Here is a 25934-nt window from a genome sequence, read left to right on the forward strand (position 1 = left end):
GCAACCTGCCCGGGGGAGGGGCATGCGCGTGAAGAAGATCGAAGCGATCATCAAGCCGTTCAAGCTCGACGACGTGAAGGACGCGCTCCACGACGTCGGCGTGTCCGGCCTTACCGTCACCGAGGTCAAGGGATTCGGCCGCCAGAAGGGCCACACGGAGCTCTACCGCGGCGCCGAATATGTCATCGACTTTCTCCCCAAGGTGAAGATCGAGGTGGTGGTCGAGGACAGCCAGGTCGACAATGTGGTCGAGGGCATCATGAACGCAGCCCGCACCGGCCGCATCGGCGACGGCAAGATCTTCATCCTCGACGTTGCCGAAGCGATCCGTATCCGCACCGGGGACCGGGGCCACGATGCCATTTAGGCACAGCGCGGTCTTGGGATCCCGTTGCGCCTTGTCCCTCTGCGACTGAACGCTAGAAGGCCGCTGATGGACCTGCCGCCACCTTCGTCGATGCCTCCGGAAGAGCTGCGCGCCGCGATGCGCGCGCTCGGCTACCGGACGCAGGCGGATCTCGCCCAGGCGATCGGCGTCAGCCGTTCGGCCGTCAGTCTGTGGCTGGAAGGGAAGATCGGCGTGCCGCGGCCGGTCGCCATGCTGCTGCGGATGCTGATCGCCGCCCAGCGCCGCGCCTACTAGGCCGACATGGCTGGCCGGATCCGGATCGGGATCGGCGGCTGGACCTACGAGCCGTGGCGCGGGCTCTTCTATCCGGAGGGATTGCCGCACAGGCGCGAGCTCGAGTTCGCCTCGGAGCGGATGGGCGCGATCGAGATCAACTCGACCTTCTACAGCCGCCAGTCGCCGGCGAGCTGGCAGAAGTGGGCGGACAGCACGCCCGATGATTTCCGCTTCTCGCTCAAGGCCTCGCGCTTCTGCGTCACCCGCCCCAGGCTGGCCGACGCCGGCGACGGAATCGCCACCTACCTGGCGCAGGGCATGGACCGGCTGGACGAGAAGCTCGGGCCGATCCTGTGGATGCTGGCTGCCCGCCGCCAGTTCGACGCGGACGACATCGCCGCCTTCCTGAAGCTCCTTCCGGCGAAGCTCGGTCCCCTTCCGCTCCGCCACGTGATCGAGCCTCGGCATGAAAGCTTCCGCGACGAGCGCTTCTATCGGCTTTGCCGGGACCGGAACGTGGCGATCGTGTTCGGCGACGACGACGAGTTCCCCTGCATCGACGCGGATACCGCCAACTTCCGCTACGCGCGGCTGCAGCGCATGCGGGAAGAGGTTACGACCGGCTACGACAGACCTTCGCTCGACCGGTTCGCGGCGATGGCCACGGGCTGGCAACGCGGGGAGGATTGCTTTCTCTTCCTCATCAACGGCGCCAAGCTGAGGGCGCCGGCGGCGGCCCTGGCGCTGCAGCAGCGGCTCGGCATTGCACCCGCCTGAACGCTCCGCCACAAGCGCGGGCATGCCCACCGAGACCCCACCGATCCGCATCGGCCTGATCGCTCCCGACGGCCGCATGGGCCGCGCCATCGCCGCGGCGGCCGAGGCCGACGGCGGGTTCATGTTCGACGCCGACCGGCCCGAGGTGCTGGTCGACTTCTCGGCCCCCGCCGCCCTCCCCGCCACGCTCGAGCGGGCACGCGCCACCCGCCTCCCGCTGCTGATCGGAACCACCGGGCTCGCGCCCGATGCGGACGCGCCGATTGAAGAGGCGGCGCGCGAAATCGCGGTGCTGCGCGCCGCCAACACCTCGCTCGGCGTGGCGCTGCTGGCCGAACTGGTCGAGCGCGCCGCGCGGGTGCTCGATCCCGCCTGGGACATCGAGATCGTCGAGGCGCACCACCGGATGAAGGCCGACGCGCCGTCGGGAACCGCGCTGGCGCTGGGCGAGGCGGCGGCGCGCGGGCGCGGCACGCCGCTCGCCGCCGAGCGCGGGCGCGACGGGGTCGGATTGTCGCGCGAGGCCGGAGCGATCGGCTTCGCGGCGGTGCGCGGCGGGACGGTCGCGGGCGATCATGACGTGATGTTCCTCGGCGCGCAGGAGCGGCTGATCCTTTCGCACCGGGCGGAGGACCGCTCGATCTTCGCGCGCGGGGCGCTTGCCGGGGCGCGGTTCCTGAAAGGCCGCGCACCCGGCCTCTACACGATGCGCGACGTGGTCGGCGCGCTGTGAAGAAGGCGGACGTCTTCGAGTTCTACCGGCGGCTGGCCGAGCTCAACCCCGAGCCCGAGACCGAGCTGGAGTTCACGAACCCGTACACGCTGCTGGTCGCGGTGGCGCTGTCGGCGCAGGCGACCGACGTCAGCGTCAATCTCGCCACCCGCAAGCTGTTCAGGGTCGCGGACACCCCGGCGAAGATGCTCGCGCTGGGCGAGGAGGGCGTCCGCGAGCACATCAAGACCATCGGCCTGTTCAACACCAAGGCCAAGAACGTCATCGCCATGGCACACAAGCTGATCGACGAGTTCGGCGGCGAGGTGCCGGCCGAGCGCGACAAGCTCGAGACTCTGCCCGGGGTCGGGCGCAAGACCGCGAACGTGGTGCTCAACAGCGCCTTCGGCCAGCCGACGATCGCCGTCGACACCCACATCTTCCGGGTCTCCAACCGCACCGGCCTCGCGCCCGGCAAGAACCCGTTGGCGGTCGAGCTCAAGCTGGAGAAGGTGACGCCCGGCCTGTTCCGGACCCACGCGCACCACTGGCTGATCCTGCACGGCCGCTACATCTGCAAGGCGCGCAAGCCGGAATGCTGGCGCTGCCCGGTGGTCGACCTGTGCGCCTACCAGCCCAAGACCCCGGCGCCGAAGGGGTGGGTGGCGGAGGCCGCCGCTCCCGCCGGCTAGGACCAGCGCCGATCGAAGCGCGAGCCGAGCCCGGTCAGCAGCTCATATTGCGACATGCCGGACCGCTCGGCAGCCTGCGGCAGGTCGAAGTCGATCGTCAGCCAGTCGCCCTCGCCCACGTCCGCGCCCGCCGTGGCGAAGATCAGCAGGTCCATCGAGACGCGCCCGAGCAGCGGCAGCACCGTGTCGCCGGCGCGCGCGGTGCCGACCGAAGAGAAGCCGCGGAAATAGCCGTCGGCATAGCCGATGTTGACCACCGCCGCCTTGAGGTCGCGATCGGCGACGAAGGTCGCGCCATAGCCGCAGCTCTCGCCCGCGCGCACCGAGCGGCGCTGGACGACCTGCGCCTGCAGCCGGGCGACCGGCCGGATCGCTCCCGCCGCTTCTTCGCGCGGAAGACCGCCGTAGAGCGCAAGCCCCGGGCGAACGAGGTCGAAGCTGTAGTCGCGGCCGAGACAGGTGCCGGCCGAGTTGGCGAGCGCGTGACGCTTCGCCGGGGTGCTCGCCGCCGCGTCGCGGAAGCGGGCGAGCTGCGCGGCGTTGAGCGGATGGTCCTCGTCGGCGCAGGCGAGATGGCTGTGCAGCGTGTCGATGATCAGGCCGTCCAGCAGCCCGGCCTCTTCCTGGCGCAGCCCGAGCCTGTTCATCCCGGTGTCGATCATCACGTCGCAGGGTCGCCCCGGCGCCGCCTGCTTCCACCGCGCGACCTGCTCTGGCGTGTTGAGGCACGGCCGCGCCGGGCTCGCCAGCGCCGCGGCGAGATCGTCCGGGCCAATCCCGTGGAGCACGACCAGCGAGGCGCCGTCCGGCAATGTCCCGAGCTGTTCCGCCTCCCACCAGGTCGAGACGAAGAAGTCGCGGCAGCCCGCCGCGCCCAGCCGCTCGACAACCGCGCGCGCGCCGAGCCCGTAGCCGTCGGCCTTGACCGCCGCGCCCGCCGGGACGCCCGCCCGTTCCGCGAGCCAGCGCCAGTTGGCGACCAGTGCGGTGCTGTCGAGATCGAGGCGGAGCGGGCGGTGCATGGCGGCCCGGTTAGCCGCCCTCCCCCGCCCCGTCGAGGCTCGCCTTGGCCTGTTCCCAGTGACGGCCGTCGAACCGGGTGATGGCGAGGTCGGGCCGCTCCTCGAGGCAGTTAGCGTTGACGCTCCACGCCTCGGGATGGCTTCGCGGCTGGTAGAAGCTCTTCACGCCGCAGGTCGAGCAGAACAGATGCTCCGCCGCGCCCGTGCCGAAGCGGTAGCTGGTGAGCCGCTCCGCCCCGCGCTCGAGCACGAAGTCGGCATGCGGCACAATGATGTGGAGGAAGCCGGTCGCCGAGCAGATCGAGCAGTTGCAGTCGAGCGCGGCGACCGGCGGGCCCGCGACCGTGCCATGGAAGCGAACCGCGCCGCAGTGGCAACCGCCGCTGAACTTGACCGTCATTCCGCCTCCATCAGGCGGCGCACCGCCTCACGCCCGCTCTGCCATGCGCCATGGACCGTCGCATAGTCGCTGGTCGACAGCGCCTCGCCGGCGAACGCGAGCCGCTCATCGACCGGCTCGGCGAGGCGGCGCCGCTGCTCCTGCGCTCCGGGGCGGGCGAAGCTGTAGCTACCGCGGATGAAGGCGTGGCCGCGCCAGTCGGAGGCGGCGACCGGCTCCATCGCGCGAGCGAAACCGCTGCCCAGCAACGCGCCGAGCTGCTCCCGAGCCAGCGCATCCAGCCCGGCTGCGTCGGGCAGCCAGTCGCCTCCGAAAAAGCACTCGATGACTGGCATGCCGAGCGGGCGGAGCATGTAGCTGCCGGTCTCGGAATGGTGCGGGTTGCCCAGCAGGTGCGCGTCCTTCGGAAAGGTCGCTGGATCGGGGAGCGTGAAGAAGTGCTTCTCGACATGACCCAGCGGGAGCTGGGCCGCGGCATGGCGATGGGCGTCGACGTCGGGGGCGAACCGGATCGCTTCGCTCGCCAGCATGGTGGTCGGCACGGCGACGACCGCCCGCGCCGCCGCCACCGCACCCGTGTCGGTCAGCAGGTTGACCGCCGTGCCGCTGCGATCGACCGCGCGCACCGCGACGCCGGTGCGGACGTCCAGATCCTCGGCAAGCGTCTCGACCAGCGTGCCGTAACCGCGCGTCAGCCGCCAGTTGTTGTCGGACGCCGCCTCTTCCCACGCCGCATAGTCGCGGGCGCTGACCTGCTTGAGCGCGGCGCCGTTGAGATAGCCGCTGAGCGCGTCGAGGAAGCCGTTCCAGGGGCCACCCGGTTCGAGCGCGTCGGCAGCGACGTCGCTGGCCGGCGGAACGGCGGCGATCCGCGCCTCGAACGCCGCCGCCGCCGCGTTGGCAGCGGCCTGCTCGTCCTTGCCGAAGCCGAGGTCGCGGAACTGCTCCCGCCATGGCGAGGGCGAGCGGTCGACCGGCTGGCCGATCCGCTCCGCAGCCACGCGCATCGGGTTGCGCTCGGCCGAGTGGAGCCAGCCAGCGCCGAGGTCGAGCGCATGGCCGCGCCACCGGGTCGTCTCGGCCCGCCCGCCGACCCGCGGCGAGGCTTCCAGCACCACGCAGCTGAGCCCTCGCGCGCGGGCCTCGGTCGCGGCCGCGATGCCCGCGGCGCCGGCACCGACGATGGCGAGGTCGAACATGGCGCCGGCTGTAGGGACCGGCGCCGGCCCACGCTAGGGTCGACGGGCGTTCGTCTCGGCAAGTCGGACGGGTTCGGCGCGCTTGGCCTGCGCAACCGGCGGCTCGCGCCGCATGATGGCGGCCCGGCAGGCGCGGGCGAGCCGCTTGCCAATGAGGTCAGTGTCCGACACCGCGCACTGCTGCTCGGCAAGGTCGCGGACATTGGTGCGCGGCTCAGCGTTCGCGGGGGCGGCGAGGAGCAGCAGCAACGGCAAGCTCAGGGTCAGTCTGTTCATCGTCGGTCTCCTGACAAAGGCCCGACGCCGGCGTCTTGCTGTCCATGTAGCCCTGCCAGGGCGCGGGAGTGAGCCGCGATCTTGCATAGCCGCTCTGCAATAATGCAGAATGCGCGCGAGGCAGGACGGGAGCATGGTGGCGCCATGAACGGTCACTCGGTCGACTGGAACGACTGGCGCGCCTTCCTTGCCGTGGCCCGGAACGGCAGTACGCTGAGCGCCGGCCGCGAGCTTCGGGTCAGCCAGACCACGGTCGCCCGGCGAGTCGCGGCGCTGGAGCAGGCGCTTGGTCTTGCGCTGTTCGAGCGGCGCTCCGCCGGCTATGCGCTGACCGGCGCCGGGACCGCCCTGGTCCCTGCCGCCGAGGCGGTCGAGCAGGCGACCGGCAGCGCCGAGGAACAGGCCCGGGCCCAGGCCCGCGACCTGTCCGGAACCGTCCGGCTGACCACCCAAGACCTCTACGCGCAGCAGCTCGTCTCGCCGCTCCTCGGCGCGCTTCGCGAGCGCTTCCCGGCCATCCGGATCGAGCTGGAGACCTCGTCGCGGCTGCTCGATCTGGGCGGCGGCGAGGCGGATATCGGACTGCGCGAGATTCGGGCGGAGACCCGGCAGCCGGCCGGCGTGGTCGGCCGCGTGGTCTGCCCCGACGAATGGACGCTCTACTGCAGCCAAGCCTATGCCGGTCGGCACGGAGTTCCGAGCCGGATCACCGAGCTTCGCGAGCACACCATTCTCGGCGGCGGGTGCGACGACGTGGAGGCGATGTACGACGCCTGGCTTGCCCGCGTCGGGCTGCTTGACCGGGTCGGCATGCGGTTCGGCAGTTCGACCGCGATGCTGTCGGCGATCCGCTCCAGCCTCGGGATTGCGGTGCTGCCCTGCATCGTCGGCGACTCGGATCCCGAGCTGATCCGCTGCGTGCCGCCGCTCGACTATGGCTCGAAGCTGTGGCTGGTCACGCACGAGCGGGTCCGGCGAAGCCCTGCGGTACGCGCGGTGATCGACTTCCTCTACGAGCGGCTGCTCGCGCACGTCCGGTCGCTGGAAGCGCGGGACGCCGCCTAGCGGCCGGACCCCTGGCGGTGTAGATGGCAGCCATGGCCACGCTGCACGCCGTACCCGACGCCGCGGACCCGCTCGAGGGCGTCAGCCTTCCCGGCTGGCTCTACCATGACGAGGGCTTCTTTGCCGCCGAGCGGCGCGCCTTCCTCCGTGCCGCCCCGCAAATCGTCTGCCACGAAAGCGAGATCCCGAACGCCGGCGACTGGCGCAGCCTCGAGTATCTGGGCGAAAGCGTGATCGTCATTCGCGGCGACGACGGCGCGGTGCGCGCCTTCGCCAACGTCTGCCGGCATCGCGGCTCGCGGCTGGTGGACGGGAACAGCGGCTGCGCGAGGCGGCTGACCTGCCCCTATCACGCCTGGAGCTACGCCACCGACGGGCGGCTGGTCGGCGTTCCTGACCGGGCGCAATATCCGGGGCTGGACCCGAACCGGTTCGGGCTGGTCCCCGTTGCGCTGGAGCGCTGGCTGGGGTTCCTGTTCGTCACGCTGGAACCAGGCGCGCCATCGATCATCGGGATGATGGCGCCCTACGCCGACGAGGTGGCGCCCTACCGGTTCGAGGAGCTGCGGGCGATCGGCCGGGTTACGCTTCGGCCCCGGGTGCTCAACTGGAAGACGATCGCGGACAATTATTCGGACGGGCTGCACATCCCGGTCGGCCATCCCGGGCTGACCCGCCTGTTCGGCCGAAGCTACGCCATCGAGGCTAGCGAGCATGTCGACCGGATGGAGGGCGAGCTGCGCGACACGCCTTCGCGCAACCCTTCCGAGCGCGCCTATCAGCAGCTGCTGCCCGAAGCGCGGCACCTGCCGCCGAGCCACCGCCGCAAGTGGCTATACTACAAGCTGTTTCCCAACGTTGCCTTCGACATCTACCCCGACCAGGTCGACTTCATGCAGTTCCTGCCGGTGAGCGCGACCGAGACGGTGATCCGCGAGATCAGCTATGCGCTGCCCGACGAGCGGCGCGAGATGCGCGCGGCGCGCTACCTCAACTGGCGGATCAACCGGCGGGTGAACGCCGAGGACACGACGCTGATCGCGCGCGTGCAGGAGGGCATGCGCAGCCCGAGCTATGTGCCCGGGCCGCTCGGCACCAGCGAGGTCTGCCTGCGCAGCTTCGCGACGAAGCTGCGGCGGCTGGTCCCGGAAGCCCGGCTCGACCAGCCGCCGGAGCGCTACGCCAACTAGAGGCTGCGGGCCATCTGCAGGTGGCGCTGGAGCGTCGGGAGCGTGTTGCGGGCAAGCTGCGCCGTCATCGGCTCGCGTCCGGCCGCCTGCTCGCGGTTGTCGGCGATGTCCTTCTGGTGGTCGTCGATCATGTACCGGCGGACTTCCATGTCGAAGGCGCGGCCGCGCATCCCCTGGAGCTTGGCATATTCGCTGCGCGCCTCGGGCACCGGCTGGTGCATGACCTGGACGTGCATGCGCGCCGCCAGGGCATCGACCTTGGCCCGATGGGCGCTGTGGTCGCGGACCAGCATCGCGCCGAAGCGCCGGGTCTGGGCCGAAGCGCCGCGGCTCGCGATCAGCGTCCCGAGGCGGGCCTCCGACGTATCGCCCATGGCTGCCTTCTTGAGAAACTGCGGGGCCGGCGCGGCAACGGCGGCGGTCGAAGCAGCCAGCAGGACGCCGGCGCTCAGGATACGGAACATGTCACTCTCCTCTTACTCGAAGATAAGTGACGAACCGGTCTAACCGGTTGATGTTCCAGCCGTTCGCTTGGCGTTCCAAGCGCGCGAGGCGAGCCGGACCGGCCAGCCGGCGGCGAGCAGGACGAGGCTCCACCGGCCCGCCTCCGCTCCCGCGCCCCAGAAGGTGAACAGCGAATAGAAGATCCCGACCGCCAGCGCCGCCCGCGCCACCCACCCCGACCGGAGCCGAAGTGCCGCCGCGGCGCAGGCCGCGTAGAGGATCAGCGTCGAATCGCTCGACACCAGGGTGACGAAGCCGAACAGGTCGGCGAACAGCGGCTGCGACGAGGACGCCGCGAGGATCAGCAGCCCCGCCGCCACCGAACTGATCGTCAGCGCAAGCCGCGCCGCCCCGCCCGCGCTCCGCTCGAGGAAGCGGGTCGGCAGATCCCCCTGCTCAGCCATCGCATGGCTGATCTCGCCGCACATCAGCATCAGGCTGTTCCCCGCCCCGAACGCCGACACCACGCTGAACCCGGCGATCAGCAGCGAGGCGTCGGTGCCCCACAGCGGCGCCGCGGCATCGGCGAACGGCGCCTTGCTCGCGGCCAGCGTCGCATAGGGCACCAGCATCATCACCGCGGTCACCACCAGCAGGTATATCAGCCCGGCCCCGCCGGTCCCGAAAATGGTGGTGAGCGGCACGGTCCGGGTCGGGTCGCGGGTCCGCTCGGCCGCCACCGCCGCCGCTTCGAAGCCGGTCAGCGAAAAGAACATCAGCGCCGAGGCCGCCGCCAGCGACGAGATCGTCAGCGGCACTGTCCGAAGCGGCTCGAGCGGCGCGCCCCGTCCCCACTGCCAGGCGATCAGCCCGAGCACCACGACCAGCGGCACCAGCTTCAGCCCGACCGTCAGCAGCTGGACCCAGCCGACCGAGCGGGTGCCGGCCAGATTGATCGCCAGAATGAGCCCGAGCCCCAGCAGCGCGAAGCCGGTCACGCCGAGCCCCGCCCCCGGCAGCATGTAGCTCAGCCCTCCGCCCATCGCGATCGCCACCGCGGCGAGCGCGCTCCAGTTGCTGACGAGATAGGACCAGCTGGTGAGGAAGGCCGCCCGCTCGCCGAAGGCCGCGGCGACATAGGCGTTGGGCCCGCCATCGTTGCCGGCCGCGAGCCGCGCCATCGCGAAGGCGAGGCACATCGTGCCCGCGACGGTCGCCACCCACGCGACCGGCGCGACCGAGCCGAACGGGGCCAGCGTGGCCGGCAGCACATAGACGCCGGAGCCGATCACATTGCCGATGACCATCGCCAGGCTCATCCAGAAGCCCAGCTTGCCGTCTCCGCCCCGCGTCATCGTCCGAGCGTCGGCGAAAAGCGCGCGCTTGGCAATCGCGGCGCCCGCGCCTAGTCCGCGGCGCGAACCAACGAGGGACAGTTGATGCGGGCTTTTCTTTTCCCCGGGCAGGGCAGCCAGTCGGTCGGCATGGGCGCAGCGCTGAGCGACGCCAGCCGAACCGCTCGAGACACGTTCGAGGAAGTGGACGAAGCGCTCCAGCAGAACCTCTCGCGGCTGATGCGCGACGGGCCGGAAGCCGAGCTGACGCTGACCGAAAATGCCCAGCCCGCGATCATGGCTCATGCGCTGGCGGTCTTCCGCGCGCTGACCCGCGACGGCGGCGTCGACCTCGCCAAGGCCGCACAGTTCGTCGCCGGGCACAGCCTGGGCGAATATTCGGCGCTGTGCGCCGCCGGGGCCTTCGACCTGCCGACGACGGCGCGGCTGCTCAAGCTGCGCGGACAGGCGATGCAGCAGGCGGTGCCGGTCGGCGAGGGCGCGATGGCCGCGCTGCTCGGGGCCGATGTCGACAAGGCCCGCGCCATTGCAGAGGCCGCGGCGCAGGGCGAGGTGTGCACCGTCGCCAACGACAATGATCCCTCGCAGGTGGTGATCTCGGGCCATCGCGGCGCGATCGAGCGCGCGATCGGGCTGGCCAAGGAGATGGGCGCCAAGCGTGCGGTGCTGCTGCCCGTGTCGGCGCCGTTTCACTGCCCGCTGATGCAGCCCGCCGCGGACCGCATGGCCGAGGCGCTCGGCGCGACCCTGATCGATGCGCCGGCGGTGCCGGTCTATGCCAACGTCACCGCCGGGCCGGAGAGCGAGCCGGGGCAGATCCGCGAACTTCTCGTCAGCCAGGTGACCGGCATGGTCCGCTGGCGCGAGAGCATCGCCAACCTGTGGGGCGCGGGCGTGGAAGAATTCGTCGAGCTGGGCGGCAAGGTGCTCGGGCCGATGGTCAAGCGGATCGCCCCCGAGGCGAAGGTCACCAGCGTGGTGGCGATCGACGATATCGAGGCGCTCGCCAAGGAGATTGCATGATGTTCGATCTGAGCGGGATGACCGCCCTCGTGACCGGCGCCTCGGGTGGCCTCGGCAGCGCGATCGCAAAGGCGCTCGCGAGGCAGGGCGCGCGGCTGGCGGTGAGCGGGTCCAACGCCGAGAAGCTGGAGAGCTTCCGCGCCGGGCTCGGCGGCGATCATGTCGCGCTCGCCTGCAACCTGGCAGACGGCGCCGCGGTCGACAGCCTTGTGCCGCAGGCGGTCGAAGCGCTCGGCGGCAAGCTCGACATCCTCGTCAACAACGCCGGGGTGACCCGCGACAATCTGCTGATGCGGATGAAGGACGAGGAATTCAAGCAGGTCGTCTCCGTCAACCTCGAAGCCGCCTTCCGCCTGATGCGCGCCGCCGCCAAGCCGATGATGAAGGCGCGGTTCGGGCGGATCATCTCGATCACCTCGGTGGTCGGCGCGACCGGCAACCCGGGCCAGGCCAACTATGTCGCCTCCAAGGCGGGGCTGGTCGGGATGAGCAAGGCGGTGGCGCAGGAACTCGCGACCCGCAACATCACCGTCAACTGCGTCGCGCCCGGCTTCATGACCTCGGCGATGACCGATGCGCTGAACGATCAGCAAAAGGCGTCCATTCTGGCGCGGATTCCGGCAGGTGCGATGGGCAGCGGCGAGGACATCGGTGCGGCCTGTGTCTATCTGGCCAGCCGCGAGGCCGGCTACGTCACCGGGCAGACGCTTCACGTGAACGGCGGCATGGCGATGCTGTGAGGCGTCGCCGCCCCGACAACTGATGCACGTGCGCAACGACTCGCCAAGTTTCAGGCGTTTAGCTGATATTAACCTTTTGCGCCCATTTCCCGAATGGTTAATGATCGTTTCAGCGAGGTGAAGGGGGCTTAACCTTCATTCTCCGGGAAACGGGGGAGTTGCGACGAGATGCGGGTTCTGCTGATCGAAGACGAGCCGACGACGGCCAAGAGCATCGAGCTGATGCTCGGCACCGAGGGCTTCAACGTCTACACCACCGATCTCGGGGAGGAGGGCCTCGATCTCGGGAAGCTCTACGACTACGACATCATCCTCCTCGATCTCAACCTGCCGGACATGCACGGCTACGACGTGCTCAAGAAGCTGCGCACGGCCAAGGTCGCGACCCCGGTTCTTATCCTTTCCGGCATCGGCGAGATGGACAGCAAGGTCCGCGCGCTCGGCTTCGGCGCCGACGACTATGTCACCAAGCCGTTTCATCGCGACGAACTGGTCGCCCGCATCCACGCGATCGTCCGCCGGTCAAAGGGCCATTCGCAGTCGGTCATTCGCACCGGCAAGCTGGCGGTGAACCTCGACGCCAAGACGGTCGAGGTCGACGGCTCGCGCGTGCACCTGACCGGCAAGGAATATGCGATGCTGGAGCTGCTCTCGCTCCGCAAGGGCACGACGCTGACCAAGGAAATGTTCCTCAACCATCTCTATGGCGGGATGGACGAGCCCGAGCTCAAGATCATCGACGTCTTCATCTGCAAGCTGCGCAAGAAGCTCAGCCTCGCCTGCGGGGGCGACAATTATATCGAAACCGTTTGGGGCCGCGGCTATGTGCTGCGCGACAGCAACGATGTCGAATTGGCGGACGTGGCCGTCGCCTGACCTCGACTTTTCAACTAAAAGCGTGAGAGGGCGTTCAGCTGGTCTGAGCGCCCTTCTTGCCATCGAGGACGAGTGACCCCCCGGGACATTGACCATCCCCACCGCCTGACTCCGCTCGGGTCGACGCACAACAGCGTGGCGATCCCGGACGAATCGGCGTCGGCCTGGCGCAAGTTCGCCGCCTTTACCGGCCCCGGCTTCCTTGTCGCGGTCGGCTACATGGATCCCGGCAACTGGGCGACCGACCTCGCCGGCGGGTCGGCGTTCGGCTATGCGCTGCTCAGCGTCATCCTGCTCGCGAGCCTGATGGCGATGCTGCTCCAGGCGCTGGCGGCGCGGCTCGGGATCGCCACCGGGATGGACCTCGCGCAGGCCTGCCGGGCCGAGTATCCCCTCCCCGTCCGGATTTTTCTGTGGCTGGTGTGCGAGGCGGCGATCATCGCCTGCGATCTCGCCGAGGTGATCGGGACCGCCATCGCGCTGCAGCTCCTGTTCGGCCTTCCGCTGCTGTGGGGCGTGCTGGCGACCGCGCTCGACGTGCTGTTGATCCTCTACCTCCAGCAGAAGGGCTTCCGCCGCCTGGAGGCCTTCATCGCCGCGTTGCTGATGGTCATCGCCGTCTGCTTCGTGGCCGAACTGCTATTGGCCAAGCCAAGCCTTGGCGGGATCGTCGGCGGGCTGGTGCCGACCCCGTCGATCCTGACCGACGCGGCGATGCTGACCATCGCGGTCGGGATCCTCGGCGCGACCGTGATGCCGCACAATCTCTACCTCCACAGCTCGATCGTCCAGACCCGGCGCTTCACCCGCGACCCCGCCGGCCGGCGCGAGGCGATCCGCTTCGCGACGCTCGACAGCAGCGTGGCGCTCAGCTTCGCCTTCTTCATCAACGCGGCGATCCTGATCCTCGCCGCGGCCGCTTTCCACACCGCGGGGCATACCGCGATCGCCGAGATCGGCGACGCTCATCGCCTCCTCGCCCCCACCCTCGGCGTCGCCGCGGCGAGCACCATCTTCGCGGTGGCGCTGCTCGCCTCGGGGCAGAACAGTACCGTGACGGCGACCCTTGCAGGGCAGATCGTCATGGAAGGCTTCCTTGATCTCCGGCTGAAGCCATGGGCCCGTCAGCTCGTCACCCGAGGACTCGCGATTGCCCCGGCCGCCTTTGTCGCCGCTCGCTACGGGGAGAGCGGGACGGCGCGGCTGCTGATCCTCAGCCAGATCGTGCTCAGCTTTCAGCTGCCCTTCGCGGTCTTCCCGCTGGTGATGTTCACCGGCAACCGGCGGCTGATGGGCGAATTCGTCGTGTCGCGAGGCGTCCGGATCGCGGCCTGGACGGTCGCGTTCGCCATCCTCGCGCTCAATCTCGTGCTGATCGGCGAACTGATCGCCTAGGCGTCGACGAACAGTCGGCTGCGTTCGCGGCGGCTGGGCAGCTTGCTGAGGTCCACCGCCTGCTCGATCCGGGGCGCGTCGAAGCGGCGCCAGCCGTCACGGTCCAACCGCTCGAGCGGCCTGAAACCCGCCTTGTAGTTCATGCGGTCGGATCCCTCGACCCAGTAGCCCAGATAGACGTATGGCAACCCGGCGCGGGCGGCGCGAATGATGTGATCGAGGATGATGAACGTCCCAAGCCCCTGCCGATCGCCATCCGGATCGTAGAAGCTGTAGATCATGCTTAGGCCGTCGCCCTGCTGATCCGAGAGGCAGGCGCCGACCAGCTTGCCGGGACGACCATCGACCGAGGGTTCGCGATACTCCACGACGTAGGTCCGCACCGGCGACTGCTCGACCATGTCGGCAAAGTCGTTCTCGTCCATCTCCGCCATGCCGCCGCCCGGATGACGAGCGGATAGATAGCGGCGGAGCAACGCATATTGCTCCTCGGTCGTCCAAGGCTTGCAGGCGGTGACCTCGAGGTCCGCATGCTTGCGGAGCAGCTTGCGCTGGGTGCGGGTCGGCTCGAATTCCTGCGCCAGGACACGAACCGATACGCAGGCCGAGCAATCGATACAGCTCGGACGGTAGGCGACGGACTGAGAACGGCGGAAGCCGATCCGCCCCAGCGCCTCGTTGAGTTCGGTTGGATGATGGCCGCCCAGTTCCGTGAACACCTTCCGTTCCACCTTGCCCGGCAGATAGGGACAGGGGCTCGGGCTGGTGACGAAGAACTTGGGAAAACGGAACGGTGCGCTCACCGGGTCACCCTTGGCGGAATGGTTACAGTCCTCTTTATGCGACTGGTAAACGTCCTTGGAAAGGGTTCGGCTCCCTGGAAGATGGTTAAAGAAAGGTATGTCCCGTGCCGGGTCGCAGCATGGTTAAGAAAATCATTGATACAGATCAATCTATGCGATGCTGATCGACCCGGAAGCCGGCTGATTCCAGCCGCTTGATCAGTACCACCATGGCCTGCGCATCTTTCGCTTCGCATTCCACTTCGATGACCGTGTCCTTGGCCGGAAGGTGCGTGTAGATGCGGTGGTGAAATACCTCGACGATATTCACTCCTGCATCGACGAACACCCGGGTGATCGCTGCCAGCGAGCCGGGCTGGTCCGGGGCCGCGATTCGCAGCCGCGCGAGCCGACCGTTGCGGACCAGCTCGCGGACGAGGACATTGGCGAGAAGGTGGGTGTCGATATTGCCGCCGCACAGCACGGTGCCGATCTTGCGACCGGCGAACTTCTCCTTGTTGGCAATCAGCGCCGCCAGCCCGGCAGCCCCGGCTCCCTCGACCACCGTCTTCTCGATCGACACGAGTACCGCGACAGCGTGCTCGATGTCGCGCTCGGCGACCAGCTCGATGCCGTCGAGCAGCTCTCCGAGGATCCGTGAGGTGAGCTCGCCGGGCTTCTTGACGGCAATGCCTTCCGCCAGCGTGTCGCCGCCGATCGCCATCTCGCAATCGTCGATGGCGCACTTCATCGACGGGTAGAGCTCGGCCTCGACCCCGACCAGCCGGATGTCCGGCTTGATCGACCGCGCGGCGATCGCGCAGCCGCTCATCAGCCCACCGCCGCCGATAGGGACAACCAGCGTGTCGATCTCCGGTGCGTCCTCCAGCAGTTCGACCGCAACCGTTCCCGCCCCGGCGATGATCTGCGGATCGTCGAAGGGATGGACGAACACCAGATTCTCCGCCTGCTCCATCTCGCGGGCATGCGCATAGGCGTCGTCGAAGCGCGCCCCGGTCAGGATCACCCGCGCACCATGTTCCTCGGTCTGCGTGACCTTCATCAGCGGCGTGTTGGTCGGCATGACGATGGTGACTGGAATGCCGAGCCGTTTGCCGTGATAGGCGACCGCCTGCGCATGGTTGCCGGCCGACGCGGCGATCACGCCGCGGCGTCGCTCGTCTTCGGACAGCTGGGACAATTTGTTGAGCGCACCGCGCTCCTTGTAGGCCGCGGTGAACTGGAGGTTCTCGAACTTGAGCCAGACCTCGGCGCCGATCAGCGCCGACAGCGTCTGGCTCTTGAGCGTCGGGGTGCGAATAACCGCGCCGCGGATGCGCTCGGCGGCGGCCTGGATGTCGGCGAAACTGGGTGGCTGAACCTGCATCAGCGGCTGCTAGCCCTTCCCGCCCGCTGGAACAATGCTAGGGCCGGCGCATGACCAAGGCCCTGCTGCTCCTCGCCTCCGCGCTCATCCTTCCGAAGGCGGCGAGTGCCGACACGCTCGTCACCCACGCCAACGGCCTGCAGGTCGGGGCCGACGAGCGGTTGCAACGCTTCACCGCCATGCTTGTCGGCACCGACGGCAAGGTAAAGGCGCTTTATCGCGACGGGCAGCCGACCCCGCGCGCCGAGCAGCTCGTCGACGCCGGCGGCATGACCCTGCTGCCCGGCCTCATTGACGCGCACGGCCACATCATGGAACTCGGATTGGCGGCCCTGCAGCTTGACCTCACCGGCACCCGCTCCCTGGCCGAGTTCCAGCGCCGCCTGAAGGACTATGCCGCGGCGCATCCGGGCGAACGCTGGATCATCGGGCGGGGCTGGAATCAGGAGTTGTGGGCAGACAAGCGCTTCCCCACCGTGGCCGACCTTGACGCCGTGGTGCCCGACCGGCCGGTGGTGCTCGGCCGGGTCGACGGCCATGCGCTGGTCGCCAACGGCGCGGCGATGCGCGCAGCAGGCGTGACAAGCGCAACGACGGCTCCGAGCGGCGGGCGGATCGAGAACGGCTTGTTCGTCGACAATGCCAAGCCGTTGATCGAAAGCCATGTTCCCGCCCCCACTCCTATCCAACGCGATGCGGCGCTGGCCAAGGCCCAGGAGATCCTGCTCGGCTATGGGGTGACCGCGAGCGGCGACATGGGCACCGAGTTCGCCGACTGGCAGGCGATGCAGCGCGCCGGCACAGCGGGGCGGCTGAACGTCCGAATCATGAGCTACGGCCTGGGCCTCGAGAATGCGACCTGCATCTCGCCGCGCGGGCCGAGCCCATGGCTCTTCGGCGATCGGCTGCGGATGGAGGGAGTCAAGTTCTACGACGATGGCGCGCTCGGCTCACGCGGGGCGTGGCTTAAGGCGCCGTACCATGACATGCCGAACACCCGCGGGCTGCCGTTCCACAGCGACGCTGAATACCGGATGCTGGTGGCCGGTGCGAAGGCGCGCGGCTACCAGATCGCCACCCACGCGATCGGCGACGCGGCCAACGCACAGGTTATCAACACCTATGTCGCGGCGGGCAGCGCGCAAGGCAACCGGCGCTGGCGGATCGAGCATGCGCAGATCGTCGACCCGGCCGACCTGCCGAAGATCGGCGCGAACCGGATCATCGCTTCGATGCAGCCGACGCACGAGACCAGCGACCGGCTGATGGCCGAGGCGCGGCTCGGGACAAAGCGGCTCAAGGGCGCCTATGCCTGGGCCTCGATGCTGAGGACGGGTGCACGGCTCGCGTTCGGATCCGATTATCCGGTCGAGAGCCCCAACCCGTTCCCGGGGATCGCGGCCGGGGTCAGCCGGCAGGGCATGGACGGGCAGCCACCCGGCGGCTGGCGGCCGGAAGAGAAGCTCAGCCTGGCGCAGACGCTGGCGGCGTTCACCCGCGGCGGCGCCTGGGCCGGGTTCGCCGAGCAAAGGTTCGGCGCGCTGGAGCCGGGCATGTGGGCCGACTTCATCCTGGTCGATCGAGATCCGACCAAGGTCGATGCGCAGGAACTCGCGCGGACGCAGGTGCGCGAGACGTTCGTCGCGGGGCGGAAGGTCTGGTCTAGCGAGAGCGCGCCCGCTCGATGAGCATGGCCGGGGTGAGAATCTGCGGCAGGACCTCGGCCGGCTTGCCAGGGGCATACCAGAGGTAAAGCGGGACGCCCGCCCGCTCCTGCGTTTCGAGAAAGCGGGTGATGGCTGGATCGCCGTTGGTCCAGTCGCCGGCAAGCACGTTCACCCCCGCGGCCTTGAACGCGTCCCGAACCTCGGCGCGGTCGATCGCCGCGGCCTCGTTGACCTTGCAGCTGAGGCACCAGTCGGCGGTGAAATAGACGAAGGCGGGCTTCCGCGTGGCTGCAAGCTCGGCCACCCGCGCCTCGCTCCAGCGCTCGGTGCCGAGCGGCACGGCGGTGCTGGTCGACGCGCTGGGAAGGACCAGCGTAGCCCCGGCCGCGGCGACGATCGCGATGAAACCAGCTCCGGCGAGCAGCGGGGCGCCCCCGGATTGGCGCCGACCGAGCGCGACCAGCCCGGCCGACAGCAACGCCAGCGCGGCGAGGCCGATCAGCAGCGCAGGCTGACCGGCCTGACGCCACAGCAGCCAGAGGCAGGCGAGCGCGGTCAGCGCCATCGGGAACGCGAGAACGCGCTGCAGGGTCAGCATCCATTTCCCGGGCTTTGGCAACAGCGCGCGAAGGCGCGGGACGAAGCCGATCAGAAGGAACGGGAGGGCGAGCCCCAACCCGAGCGCGGCGAAGACCAGGACCGAGCTCCAGGTGGGCAGCAGCAGTGCGATTCCGAGCGCCGAGCCGAGGAAGGGCCCTGCGCAGGGCGTCGCGACGAAGGCGGCAAGCGCGCCGGTCGCGAAACTGCCGCCGGGCTTCGCCTCGCCGCCGAGTACCGGCAGCTTGAACAGACCGGCGAGGTTGAGCGCGATCGCGGCGGCGAGCAGCATCAGGAGGAGGATGGTGCGCGGGTCCTGCAGCTGGAAGGCCCAGCCGGCGGCACTCCCGGCGGCGCGGATCGCCAGTAGCGCCACCCCGAGCGCCCCGGTCCCGGCCACGGCGCCGGCGGTGTAGGCGAGCGCGTCGCTGCGGGCATGCGCCTGTTCCGCCGCTCCGCTGCGCGCGATGTGCAGAGTCTTAAGCGCCAGGATCGGGAAGACGCACGGCATGAGGTTTAGGATGATCCCGCCCGCCAGTGCGCCGAGCAGCGCCCACCACAGGGCGTGGCTCGGCACCGCCTCGTCCCCGACGGGCGTTCCGTCCTCCGGCACGGCACCGGGCACCGCGGAGAAGGTCAGGCCCTGGCTGTCCCCGTAGGAGAGGACTCCCTCGAAACGCCCCCTAGCGTCGCCCTTGCGCTGGAGCTCGGCGACCAGCGTGTCGCCACTGCGCGAGAAATGCTGCGGGGCGGCATAGTCGACGACCCCGTCGGAGAGCGGATAGACATAGGGCGTCCCGACCGGGACCGAGGCTGGAAGCGCGATCGCGAGCCGGAGCTTGTCGCCGGCAACCGCGACATGCGCCGGCGCGGCAAGCGGCCTTGGCAGGGCTTGCCGGAACCCGTCGAAGCGGGCGCGATCGACTGGCGGCCTGTCACCGACCGGGACGTCGACCGCGAGTTCGCCCTGCTGGGGAACGCAGACCTGCTCGGTGCAGGCGAGCCAGGTCGCATGGGCGCGGAGCGGCAAGGTCCCGCTGGCGTTCGGCGGCGCCTTAAAGCGGACCAGCACCGCATAGTCTCGCTCGAAGACATAGTTCATCAGCCCGGCGACGGTGAGCCGGGTTGGGACCGGGTAGCGCAGCAGCCCCACGGTCGCGCCCGCGGGAAGCTGCCAGTCGACGCTCATCGGCTGCCCAGCATCCCCGGGGTTCTGCCAATAGCCGTGCCAGCCGGCGTCGGGCTGCATGTGGATCGCCAGCTCGACCTCGCCGCCGGGGCGAACCGGCCCTTCCGCGATCAGGCTCGCGCGGATGTGGAGCGGCCCGAGTTGCGCGGCCGCGGGGGTGCCGAGCAGGAGGGCGAGAGCGATGATCAGGAAGCGAAGCACCGCTCCCCTTAACGTCATGCCGAACTTGTTTCAGCACCCATCTTGTGATGGAAGCGCTCGCCGCTGGACGGGTCCTGAACCAAGTTCAGGTTGACGCTCAATCGAGGTTCGGCCGCAGCCACCTTGTGGCGGTATCGAGGTCTACCCCGCGCCGCTCCGCATAGTTCGCAAGCTGGTCCTGTCCGACCTTGGCCACGCCGAAATAGGCGCTGTCGCGGTGGGCGAAGTAGAAGCCGCTGACCGCCGAGGTCGGGAGCATCGCGAAATTCTCGGTCAGCGTCACGCCCGAGGGCTCGTCCCCGAGCAGATCGAACAGCACCGGCTTGAGGCTGTGGTCGGGACAGGCGGGATAGCCCGGCGCGGGGCGGATGCCGGTGTACTTCTCCCGGATCAGCTGCTGGTTCGAGAGATGCTCGGTCCCCGCATAGCCCCACAGCGACTCGCGGACATGCTGATGGAGTCGCTCGGCGAAGGCTTCGGCGAGCCGGTCGGCGAGCGCTTTCAGCATGATGTCGCTATAGTCGTCGGTGTCGGCCTTGAACCGCTCGAGGTGCGGCTCGATGCCGTGGATGCCGACCGCGAAGCCGCCCATCCAGTCCTCGCCCGCGGGATCGATGAAGTCGGCGAGGCACATGTTGGCGCGCCCTTCGCGCTTCTTCACCTGCTGGCGGAGCATGGGAAGGACGGTCTCTTCGTTATGGGCGAGCACGTGGATGTCATCGCCCTCGCGGCGGCACCGCCACAGCCCGACCGTGCCGCGAGCGGTCAGCCAATGCTCGGCGACGATCCGGTCGAGCATTGCGTTGGCGTCGGCGAACAGGCTCCGAGCACTCTCCCCCACAACCGGATCCTCCAATATCGCGGGATAGTTGCCGTGCAGTTCCCAGGCGCGGAAGAAGGGCGTCCAGTCGATGTGCGCGCGAAGATCACGGAGCGGCCATTCGCCGTAGCTGTGCCGCCCCGGGTGGAGCGGCGCGGGCGCCTTGCCTTCCGAATCATAGGCGAGACCGTTGCCGCGCGCATCGGCGAGGCTGGCGAGGTCGGCGCCCTTGGCCGAGCGCTGCTCACGGATCCTAGCATAATCGTCGGCGGTCTTCTCGATGAGCTCGCCGCGCTGCGGACCGTCGCTGACCAGCGCGGAAGCGACACCGACCGCGCGGCTAGCGTCGAGCACGTGCAGCACCGGTCCTTCGTAGGCGGGTGCGATCCGCAAGGCGGTATGCGCCCGGCTGGTCGTCGCGCCGCCGATCAGCAGCGGCATGGTCATGCCCTGCCGCTGCATCTCGCTTGCCACCGTGACCATCTCGTCCAGCGACGGAGTGATCAGCCCTGACAGCCCGACCATGTCCGCCTTGTTCTCGTTCGCAGCCTCGAGGATCTTGGTCCACGGGGTCATCACCCCGAGGTCGACCACCTCGTAGCCGTTGCACTGCAGGACCACGCCGACGATGTTCTTGCCGATGTCGTGGACGTCGCCCTTGACGGTGGCCATGACGATCCGGCCCTTGCCCTTGGCGTTTTCGTCCTTTTCCTCCTCGATGAAGGGGAGGAGGTGGGCGACGGCCTTTTTCATCACCCGGGCCGACTTCACCACTTGGGGCAGGAACATCTTTCCCGAGCCGAACAGGTCGCCGACGATGTTCATCCCGTCCATCAGCGGGCCTTCGATCACCTCGATCGGCCGCGCGGCGGTCTGCCGGGCTTCCTCGGTATCATCGACGATATGCGCGTCGAGGCCCTTGACCAGCGCATGGGCGAGCCGCTCGCGGACCGGCCAGCCGCGCCACTCGGCGGCAGCCTTCTCGGCCGCGACGTCCTTGCCCTTGAACCGCTCGGCGAGCGCGATTAGCCGGTCGGTCGCGTCGTCGCGGCGGTCGAGGATGACGTCCTCGCACGCGTCGCGAAGCTCGGGGTCGATTGCGTCGTAGACGTCGAGTTGGCCGGCGTTGACGATCGCCATGTCGAGCCCGGCTGGAATCGCATGGTAGAGGAAGACCGAGTGCATGGCGCGGCGCACAGGCTCGTTGCCGCGGAATGAGAAGCTGAGATTCGACAGGCCGCCCGAGACATGGACGCCCGGGCAAAGAGCACGGATCTCGCGGGTCGCGGCGATGAAGTCGAGCGCGTAGCGACGATGCTCGTCGATCCCCGTCGCGACCGCGAACACGTTTGGATCGAAGATGATGTCCTCGGGCGGGAAGCCGTTTGCGACGAGCAGCTTGTAGGCCCGCTCGCAGATCTCGACCTTGCGCTGCTCGGTATCGGCCTGGCCAGTTTCGTCGAACGCCATGACAACCACGGCGGCGCCGTAGCGGCGCACCTTGGCGGCCTGAGCCAGGAACAGGTCCTCGCCTTCCTTGAGACTGATCGAATTCACGATCGGCTTGCCCGACACGCACTTGAGGCCGGCCTCGATCACGCTCCATTTGGAGCTGTCGATCATAACCGGCACCCGGGCGATGTCGGGCTCGGCGGCGATGCGCTTCAGGAAGGTGGTCATGGCGAGTTCGCTGTCGAGCAGCGCCTCGTCCATGTTGACGTCGACCACCTGCGCGCCATTGTCGACCTGCTCGCGAGCGACCTCGACCGCGGCATCATAGTCGCCGGCGAGGATGAGCTTCTTGAACTTGGCCGAGCCGGTGACATTGGTGCGCTCGCCGATGTTAAGGAAGCGGGCGCTCGTGGCGGGCTGGGCTGCGGGCTCGGGAAGCTCGCGCAGCTTGATCGCGGCGGCGCCGCTCACGCGGCCAGCTCCATCGGCTCGAGGCCGGCGAGCAGGGTGTGCTTATTGGCGGAAGGACGCGAGCGCGGAATGGCGTCGGCCACGACGCGGCCGATCGCCGCGATATGCTGCGCAGTCGTTCCGCAGCAGCCGCCGACGATGTTGATCAGCCCCTCTGCGACCCACTCGGCGACCTGCGCCGCGGTCTGCTCGGCCGCCTCGTCATATTCTCCGAGGTCGTTGGGCAGCCCGGCGTTGGGATAGGCCATGACCAGCGCATCCGCCTCTGAGGCGAGGGCGGCGAGATGCGGCCGGAGCTGCGCCGCGCCGAAGCTGCAGTTGAGACCGATCGTCAGTGGCCGGGCATGACGGACGCTGGCCCAGAAGGCCTCGACCGTATGGCCCGACAGGTTGCGCCCGCTAAGGTCGGTCAGCGTCATCGAGACCATGATTGGCAGCTCGCGGCCAAGATCGGCCTCGGCCTCGAGCGCGGCCATGATCGCCGCCTTGCAGTTCAGCGTATCGAACACCGTCTCGATCAGGACGAAATCGACGCCGCCCTCGACAAGTGCGTCGATCTGCTCGCGATAGACCGACTTCACCTCGTCATAATCGACCTCTCGAAAAGCGGGGTCGTTGACGTCCGGCGACAGCGACAGCGTCTTGTTGGTCGGCCCGAGCGCGCCGGCAACGAAGATCGGGCGCTCGGCCGTCTTATGGCGGTCCGCCACCTCGCGAATGATCCGTGCGGCGGCGACGTTCATCTCGCGAACCAGATGTTCGGCGCCGTAGTCGGCCTGGCTGATCCGGTTGGCGTTGAACGTGTTGGTAGCCAGCAGGTCAGCGCCCGCCAGCGCATATTCCTCGGCGATCCGATTGATCACCGAGGAATTGGTGAGGTTCAGGAGATCGTTGTTGCCCTTCTGATCCTTCGGCAAGTCGAGCGAACCGCGATACTCCACCTCGTCCAGTCTGGCGCGCTGGATGGCGGTCCCGAACGCCCCGTCCTTGACGAGGATGCGCTGCGCGGCGGCGGCGCGGAAATCACTGGCGATACTCATGCGGAAACAGACGCCTTCTTCGCGCGCACCCCAAGCAAGTGGCAAATGGCGTAGGCCAGCTCGGCGCGGTTGAGAGTGTAGAAGTGGAAGTGGCGGACGCCGCCGGCGTAAAGCTGGCCGCACAGCTCGGCCGCGATCGTCGCGGCGATGAGCTGACGCGCGGCCGGAAGCTCGTCCAGACCGTCGAACATGGCATCCATCCAAGCCGGAATCTCGGCGCCGCACTGGCCTGCGAACTTGCGAGTCTGGGAGACGTTGCTGACCGGGAGAATGCCGGGGACGATCTCCACGTCGATGCGGCGGGCGGCAACCCGATCGCGGAAGCGGAAGAAGGCGTCGGCGGAAAAGAAGAACTGGCTGATCGCCCGATCAGCCCCCGCGTCGACCTTGCGCGCGAGATTGTCGAGGTCGCTGTCGGGACAGTTCGCCTGCGGGTGGGTCTCGGGATAGCAGGCGACGCTGATCTCGAAGGGGGCCACCTGCTTGAGGCCAGCTACCAGCGCGGCAGCATCGGCATAGCCGTCCTCCCGTGCGGCATAGGTGGCGCCTTCCTCGGGCGGATCGCCGCGCAGCGCAACGATGTGGCGCACGCCGATATTCCAATAGTCGCGCGCGATGGCGTCGAGCTCGTCGCGACTGGCATTGACGCAGGTAAGATGCGCGGCGGCCGGAAGGGTCGTCTCGCGGGCGATCCGTTCGACGGTGGCGTGGGTCCGCTCGCGGGTCGAGCCGCCCGCACCGTAAGTCACCGACACGAAGCGCGGCTGGAGCGGCTGCAAGGTCTCGATCGACTGCCAAAGCGTCTCGGCCATGCGGTCAGTCTTGGGCGGGAAGAATTCGAAGCTGACGTCGATGTCTCCACTCGCACCCGCGAACAGCGGCGGACGTTCTTCGACGAGCCGATGGGCGAGCGCCGCGCTCATGCCGCCACCCGCAGCCGCTTGGCCGGCTTGCATGCGCTCCACAGCATAACCGTCAACTCTCCACCTTCCAGCTTCCTCGTATCATCGCCGCGCAGCCCTGCGCTCTTGAGCCAGCCCCGGATCGCGTCGGTCGCAAAGCCGAGCCGGACATGGGCATCGCGAGACCGCAGATCCTCCCGCTCGTGCAGGGCGAAGTCGATGACCAGCAGCCTTCCACCGGGCGCCAGCACGCGTCCTGCCTCCGCAATCGCGGCGGCCGGGTTCTGCGCGTAATGGAGCACCTGGTGAAGAATCACGATGTCGGCCGCCGCGTCGGGCAACGGCAGCGCGTACATGTCCCCCTGCCGGAAGCTTGCGCCCGGGACGGCGGCCTGATCGAGTTTCGCACGCGCCAGACGCAGCATCTCCGACGAACGATCGATTCCGATCGCGCTGGTCGCGCGCGGGCCGAACAGCTCGATCATGCGCCCGGTGCCGGTGCCGATGTCGACGAGCCGACCGAGCGCCCCCTGCCCGAGCAGCTCGGCAATGGCCGCCTCGACCTCGGTCTCAGCCACATGGAGCGAGCGGATATCGTCCCAGTCGGACGCGCGGGCGGCGAAGAAGCGCTGGGCGGCCTCGGCACGGTCCTGGCGCACGGCGGTCAGGCGGGCCCCGTCGGCAACGAAGGCAGAGCGGCTCGCCTCGTCGGACCAACCGTCGAGGAGCGCGAAGAGCTGGTCGGGTTCCGCCTCGGGCACGAGGTTGAGAAAAACCCAACTGCCTTCCTTGCGGCGCTCGACCAGCCCGGCGTCGCCAAGAATCTTGATGTGCCGCGACACGCGCGGCTGACTTTGCGCCAGCACCTGAGCCAGCTCACCGACCGACAGTTCCATCGCCCGAAGAAGCGCAACGATGCGCAGGCGGGTCGGGTCGGCCAGCGCCTGGAAGCGATCGGCAAGAGGAAGGTCAGTGGTCACGTCAAATAAGGATATAAAGATATCTTTATATGTCAATCGAAAGAACTGCGTCACTTCTGTGTAAGCCGTGCCTTCGGTTCGTCGCAAAAGGGAATTGCCTAGCCGATCACTAGCCTTTACATGGCGTGCTGGCCTGACGTTTTCGTGCGACGGGCCGAGCTTGGTGCCCCTTCGGGGTCATAATGCAAGGAATGGAACGATCATGAAGAAGGTTGCCCTGACCGCTCTCGTCCTGTCGCTGGGCTTGGCCGCGTGCCATAACAATGCTCCGGACAACAACGCCAGCGCCGTGAACAGCGCCGAGATGGAGGCGAACGCCGACGCGACCGCCGCCGTCAACGACAGCGCAAACGCCGCTAACGTAGCCGACAACGCGCTAGACAATGCCGCGAACTCGGTTTCGGATGCCGGCAATGCGGCGTCGAACGTTGCCGACAACACCGCGAACGCGGTGAGCAACGCCGGCAACATCCAGTAAGCTCAGGCTTATCGGTTCAGAAGAGGGCCGTCCGGGCGACCGGGCGGCCCTTTTTCTTTGTGCCCTGCCGCTGGTAGCCTGAGCCGGTGCGACATCTTGTCCTCTTCGCGCTGTTGCTGGCCGGCCCAGCCTGCCGCCGGGACGCGCGTCCGCCTGCCCCGTCGGCCGAGGAGAGCC

Annotated in this window: 26 protein-coding genes; 13 read left to right on the plus strand and 13 right to left on the minus strand. The window is 68.6% G+C overall.

Features of this window, described 5'->3' with window-relative positions; all coding sequences use genetic code 11:
- The first annotated feature begins 28 nt into the window (after positions 1–28).
- From HMF7854_RS13615 to nth, 5 genes are all read left to right on the plus strand, one after another.
- A complete protein-coding gene (locus HMF7854_RS13615) occupies positions 29–367 on the plus strand; it encodes a P-II family nitrogen regulator (protein WP_126719697.1) in 339 nt (112 codons plus the stop codon).
- Positions 368–433: 66 nt separating this feature from the next.
- A complete protein-coding gene (locus HMF7854_RS13620) occupies positions 434–643 on the plus strand; it encodes a helix-turn-helix domain-containing protein (protein ID WP_126719698.1) in 210 nt (69 codons plus the stop codon).
- A gap of 6 nt (positions 644–649) precedes the next feature.
- Complete coding sequence (locus HMF7854_RS13625) at positions 650–1402, plus strand: DUF72 domain-containing protein (protein ID WP_126719699.1); 753 nt, start codon at positions 650–652, stop codon at positions 1400–1402.
- A 22-nt stretch (positions 1403–1424) separates the two neighbouring features.
- A complete protein-coding gene (gene dapB / locus HMF7854_RS13630) occupies positions 1425–2135 on the plus strand; it encodes a 4-hydroxy-tetrahydrodipicolinate reductase (RefSeq protein WP_126719700.1) in 711 nt (236 codons plus the stop codon).
- The gene (gene nth, locus HMF7854_RS13635; protein WP_126719701.1) at positions 2132–2806 is read left to right on the plus strand and encodes an endonuclease III; all 675 of its coding nucleotides are present in this window, start codon (positions 2132–2134) and stop codon (positions 2804–2806) included. The genes dapB and nth overlap by 4 nt, the downstream gene beginning before the upstream one ends.
- Here the strand turns inward: nth and HMF7854_RS13640 are convergent.
- From HMF7854_RS13640 to HMF7854_RS13655, 4 genes are read right to left on the minus strand one after another with little or no spacing between them, the layout of a single operon-like run.
- Positions 2803–3828, minus strand: coding sequence for an alanine racemase (locus HMF7854_RS13640; RefSeq protein ID WP_126719702.1), 1026 nt, complete (start codon positions 3826–3828; stop codon positions 2803–2805). The two genes, nth and HMF7854_RS13640, sit on opposite strands and share 4 nt — an antisense overlap.
- A 10-nt stretch (positions 3829–3838) precedes the next feature.
- A complete protein-coding gene (locus HMF7854_RS13645; RefSeq protein WP_126719703.1) occupies positions 3839–4228 on the minus strand; it encodes a GFA family protein in 390 nt (129 codons plus the stop codon).
- Positions 4225–5427, minus strand: a complete 1203-nt coding sequence (locus tag HMF7854_RS13650; RefSeq protein WP_126719704.1) for a flavin monoamine oxidase family protein — start codon at positions 5425–5427, stop codon at positions 4225–4227. The genes HMF7854_RS13645 and HMF7854_RS13650 overlap by 4 nt, the downstream gene beginning before the upstream one ends.
- A 33-nt stretch (positions 5428–5460) precedes the next feature.
- Positions 5461–5703, minus strand: a complete 243-nt coding sequence (locus HMF7854_RS13655; protein WP_126719705.1) for a hypothetical protein — start codon at positions 5701–5703, stop codon at positions 5461–5463.
- A 102-nt stretch (positions 5704–5805) separates the two neighbouring features.
- On the opposite strand from HMF7854_RS13655, the gene HMF7854_RS13660 reads away from it, so the two are divergent.
- On the plus strand, positions 5806–6768 hold the full coding sequence (locus tag HMF7854_RS13660) for a LysR family transcriptional regulator (RefSeq protein WP_239016991.1): 963 nt from the start codon (positions 5806–5808) through the stop codon (positions 6766–6768).
- Positions 6769–6800: 32 nt separating this feature from the next.
- Positions 6801–7958, plus strand: coding sequence for an aromatic ring-hydroxylating oxygenase subunit alpha (locus HMF7854_RS13665; protein WP_126719706.1), 1158 nt, complete (start codon positions 6801–6803; stop codon positions 7956–7958).
- Here the strand turns inward: HMF7854_RS13665 and HMF7854_RS13670 are convergent.
- Together HMF7854_RS13670 and HMF7854_RS13675 are read right to left on the minus strand one after the other, a co-directional pair.
- Positions 7955–8422, minus strand: a complete 468-nt coding sequence (locus tag HMF7854_RS13670) for a DUF4142 domain-containing protein (protein WP_126719707.1) — start codon at positions 8420–8422, stop codon at positions 7955–7957. The two genes, HMF7854_RS13665 and HMF7854_RS13670, sit on opposite strands and share 4 nt — an antisense overlap.
- Before the next feature lie 39 nt (positions 8423–8461).
- Positions 8462–9757 (minus strand): APC family permease, encoded by a 1296-nt coding sequence (locus HMF7854_RS13675; protein WP_126719708.1) that lies wholly within the window; start codon positions 9755–9757, stop codon positions 8462–8464.
- Positions 9758–9841: 84 nt separating this feature from the next.
- Between HMF7854_RS13675 and fabD the strand changes: the two genes are divergently transcribed.
- The 4 genes from fabD to HMF7854_RS13695 all read left to right on the plus strand — a co-directional run bounded on the left by fabD (position 9842) and on the right by HMF7854_RS13695 (position 13791).
- Entirely contained in the window at positions 9842–10780 is a 939-nt protein-coding gene (gene fabD / locus HMF7854_RS13680; RefSeq protein WP_126719709.1) for an ACP S-malonyltransferase, read from the plus strand.
- Positions 10780–11520: a 3-oxoacyl-[acyl-carrier-protein] reductase gene (fabG, locus tag HMF7854_RS13685; protein ID WP_126720239.1), complete on the plus strand. Its 741-nt coding sequence runs from the start codon at positions 10780–10782 to the stop codon at positions 11518–11520. The genes fabD and fabG overlap by 1 nt, the downstream gene beginning before the upstream one ends.
- Before the next feature lie 168 nt (positions 11521–11688).
- On the plus strand, positions 11689–12396 hold the full coding sequence (ctrA, locus tag HMF7854_RS13690; protein WP_126719710.1) for a response regulator transcription factor CtrA: 708 nt from the start codon (positions 11689–11691) through the stop codon (positions 12394–12396).
- Between the two features lie 72 nt (positions 12397–12468).
- Positions 12469–13791 carry an Nramp family divalent metal transporter gene (locus HMF7854_RS13695; protein ID WP_239016992.1) on the plus strand — a complete coding sequence of 441 codons (1323 nt, stop codon included), beginning with the start codon at positions 12469–12471 and terminating at the stop codon, positions 13789–13791.
- Here HMF7854_RS13695 and HMF7854_RS13700 read toward each other — a convergent pair.
- Both HMF7854_RS13700 and HMF7854_RS13705 read right to left on the minus strand, forming a co-directional pair.
- Complete coding sequence (locus tag HMF7854_RS13700; protein ID WP_126719711.1) at positions 13788–14594, minus strand: arginyltransferase; 807 nt, start codon at positions 14592–14594, stop codon at positions 13788–13790. The genes HMF7854_RS13695 and HMF7854_RS13700 overlap by 4 nt on opposite strands.
- A 145-nt stretch (positions 14595–14739) precedes the next feature.
- Positions 14740–15960: a threonine ammonia-lyase gene (locus HMF7854_RS13705; protein ID WP_126719712.1), complete on the minus strand. Its 1221-nt coding sequence runs from the start codon at positions 15958–15960 to the stop codon at positions 14740–14742.
- 50 nt (positions 15961–16010) lie between these two features.
- On the opposite strand from HMF7854_RS13705, the gene HMF7854_RS13710 reads away from it, so the two are divergent.
- Positions 16011–17648, plus strand: coding sequence for an amidohydrolase (locus tag HMF7854_RS13710; protein WP_126719713.1), 1638 nt, complete (start codon positions 16011–16013; stop codon positions 17646–17648).
- Here the strand turns inward: HMF7854_RS13710 and HMF7854_RS13715 are convergent.
- The 5 genes from HMF7854_RS13715 to HMF7854_RS13735 form a co-directional block, all read right to left on the minus strand.
- Entirely contained in the window at positions 17623–19614 is a 1992-nt protein-coding gene (locus HMF7854_RS13715) for a protein-disulfide reductase DsbD family protein (protein WP_338056342.1), read from the minus strand. The genes HMF7854_RS13710 and HMF7854_RS13715 overlap by 26 nt on opposite strands.
- A 97-nt stretch (positions 19615–19711) precedes the next feature.
- Complete coding sequence (gene metH / locus HMF7854_RS13720; protein ID WP_420822378.1) at positions 19712–22339, minus strand: methionine synthase; 2628 nt, start codon at positions 22337–22339, stop codon at positions 19712–19714.
- A gap of 14 nt (positions 22340–22353) precedes the next feature.
- Positions 22354–23397 carry a homocysteine S-methyltransferase family protein gene (locus tag HMF7854_RS13725; protein WP_126719715.1) on the minus strand — a complete coding sequence of 348 codons (1044 nt, stop codon included), beginning with the start codon at positions 23395–23397 and terminating at the stop codon, positions 22354–22356.
- The gene (metF, locus tag HMF7854_RS13730; protein WP_126719716.1) at positions 23394–24320 is read right to left on the minus strand and encodes a methylenetetrahydrofolate reductase [NAD(P)H]; all 927 of its coding nucleotides are present in this window, start codon (positions 24318–24320) and stop codon (positions 23394–23396) included. The genes HMF7854_RS13725 and metF overlap by 4 nt, the downstream gene beginning before the upstream one ends.
- Positions 24317–25279: an ArsR/SmtB family transcription factor gene (locus HMF7854_RS13735; protein WP_239017048.1), complete on the minus strand. Its 963-nt coding sequence runs from the start codon at positions 25277–25279 to the stop codon at positions 24317–24319. Before HMF7854_RS13735 ends, metF begins: the two co-directional genes overlap by 4 nt.
- A 202-nt stretch (positions 25280–25481) precedes the next feature.
- On the opposite strand from HMF7854_RS13735, the gene HMF7854_RS13740 reads away from it, so the two are divergent.
- On the plus strand, positions 25482–25757 hold the full coding sequence (locus HMF7854_RS13740) for a circumsporozoite protein (RefSeq protein WP_239016993.1): 276 nt from the start codon (positions 25482–25484) through the stop codon (positions 25755–25757).
- The last annotated feature ends 177 nt before the right edge of the window (positions 25758–25934 follow it).

This window comes from Sphingomonas ginkgonis, from assembly GCF_003970925.1.
GTDB classification, from domain to species: Bacteria; Pseudomonadota; Alphaproteobacteria; order Sphingomonadales; family Sphingomonadaceae; genus Sphingomicrobium; species Sphingomicrobium ginkgonis.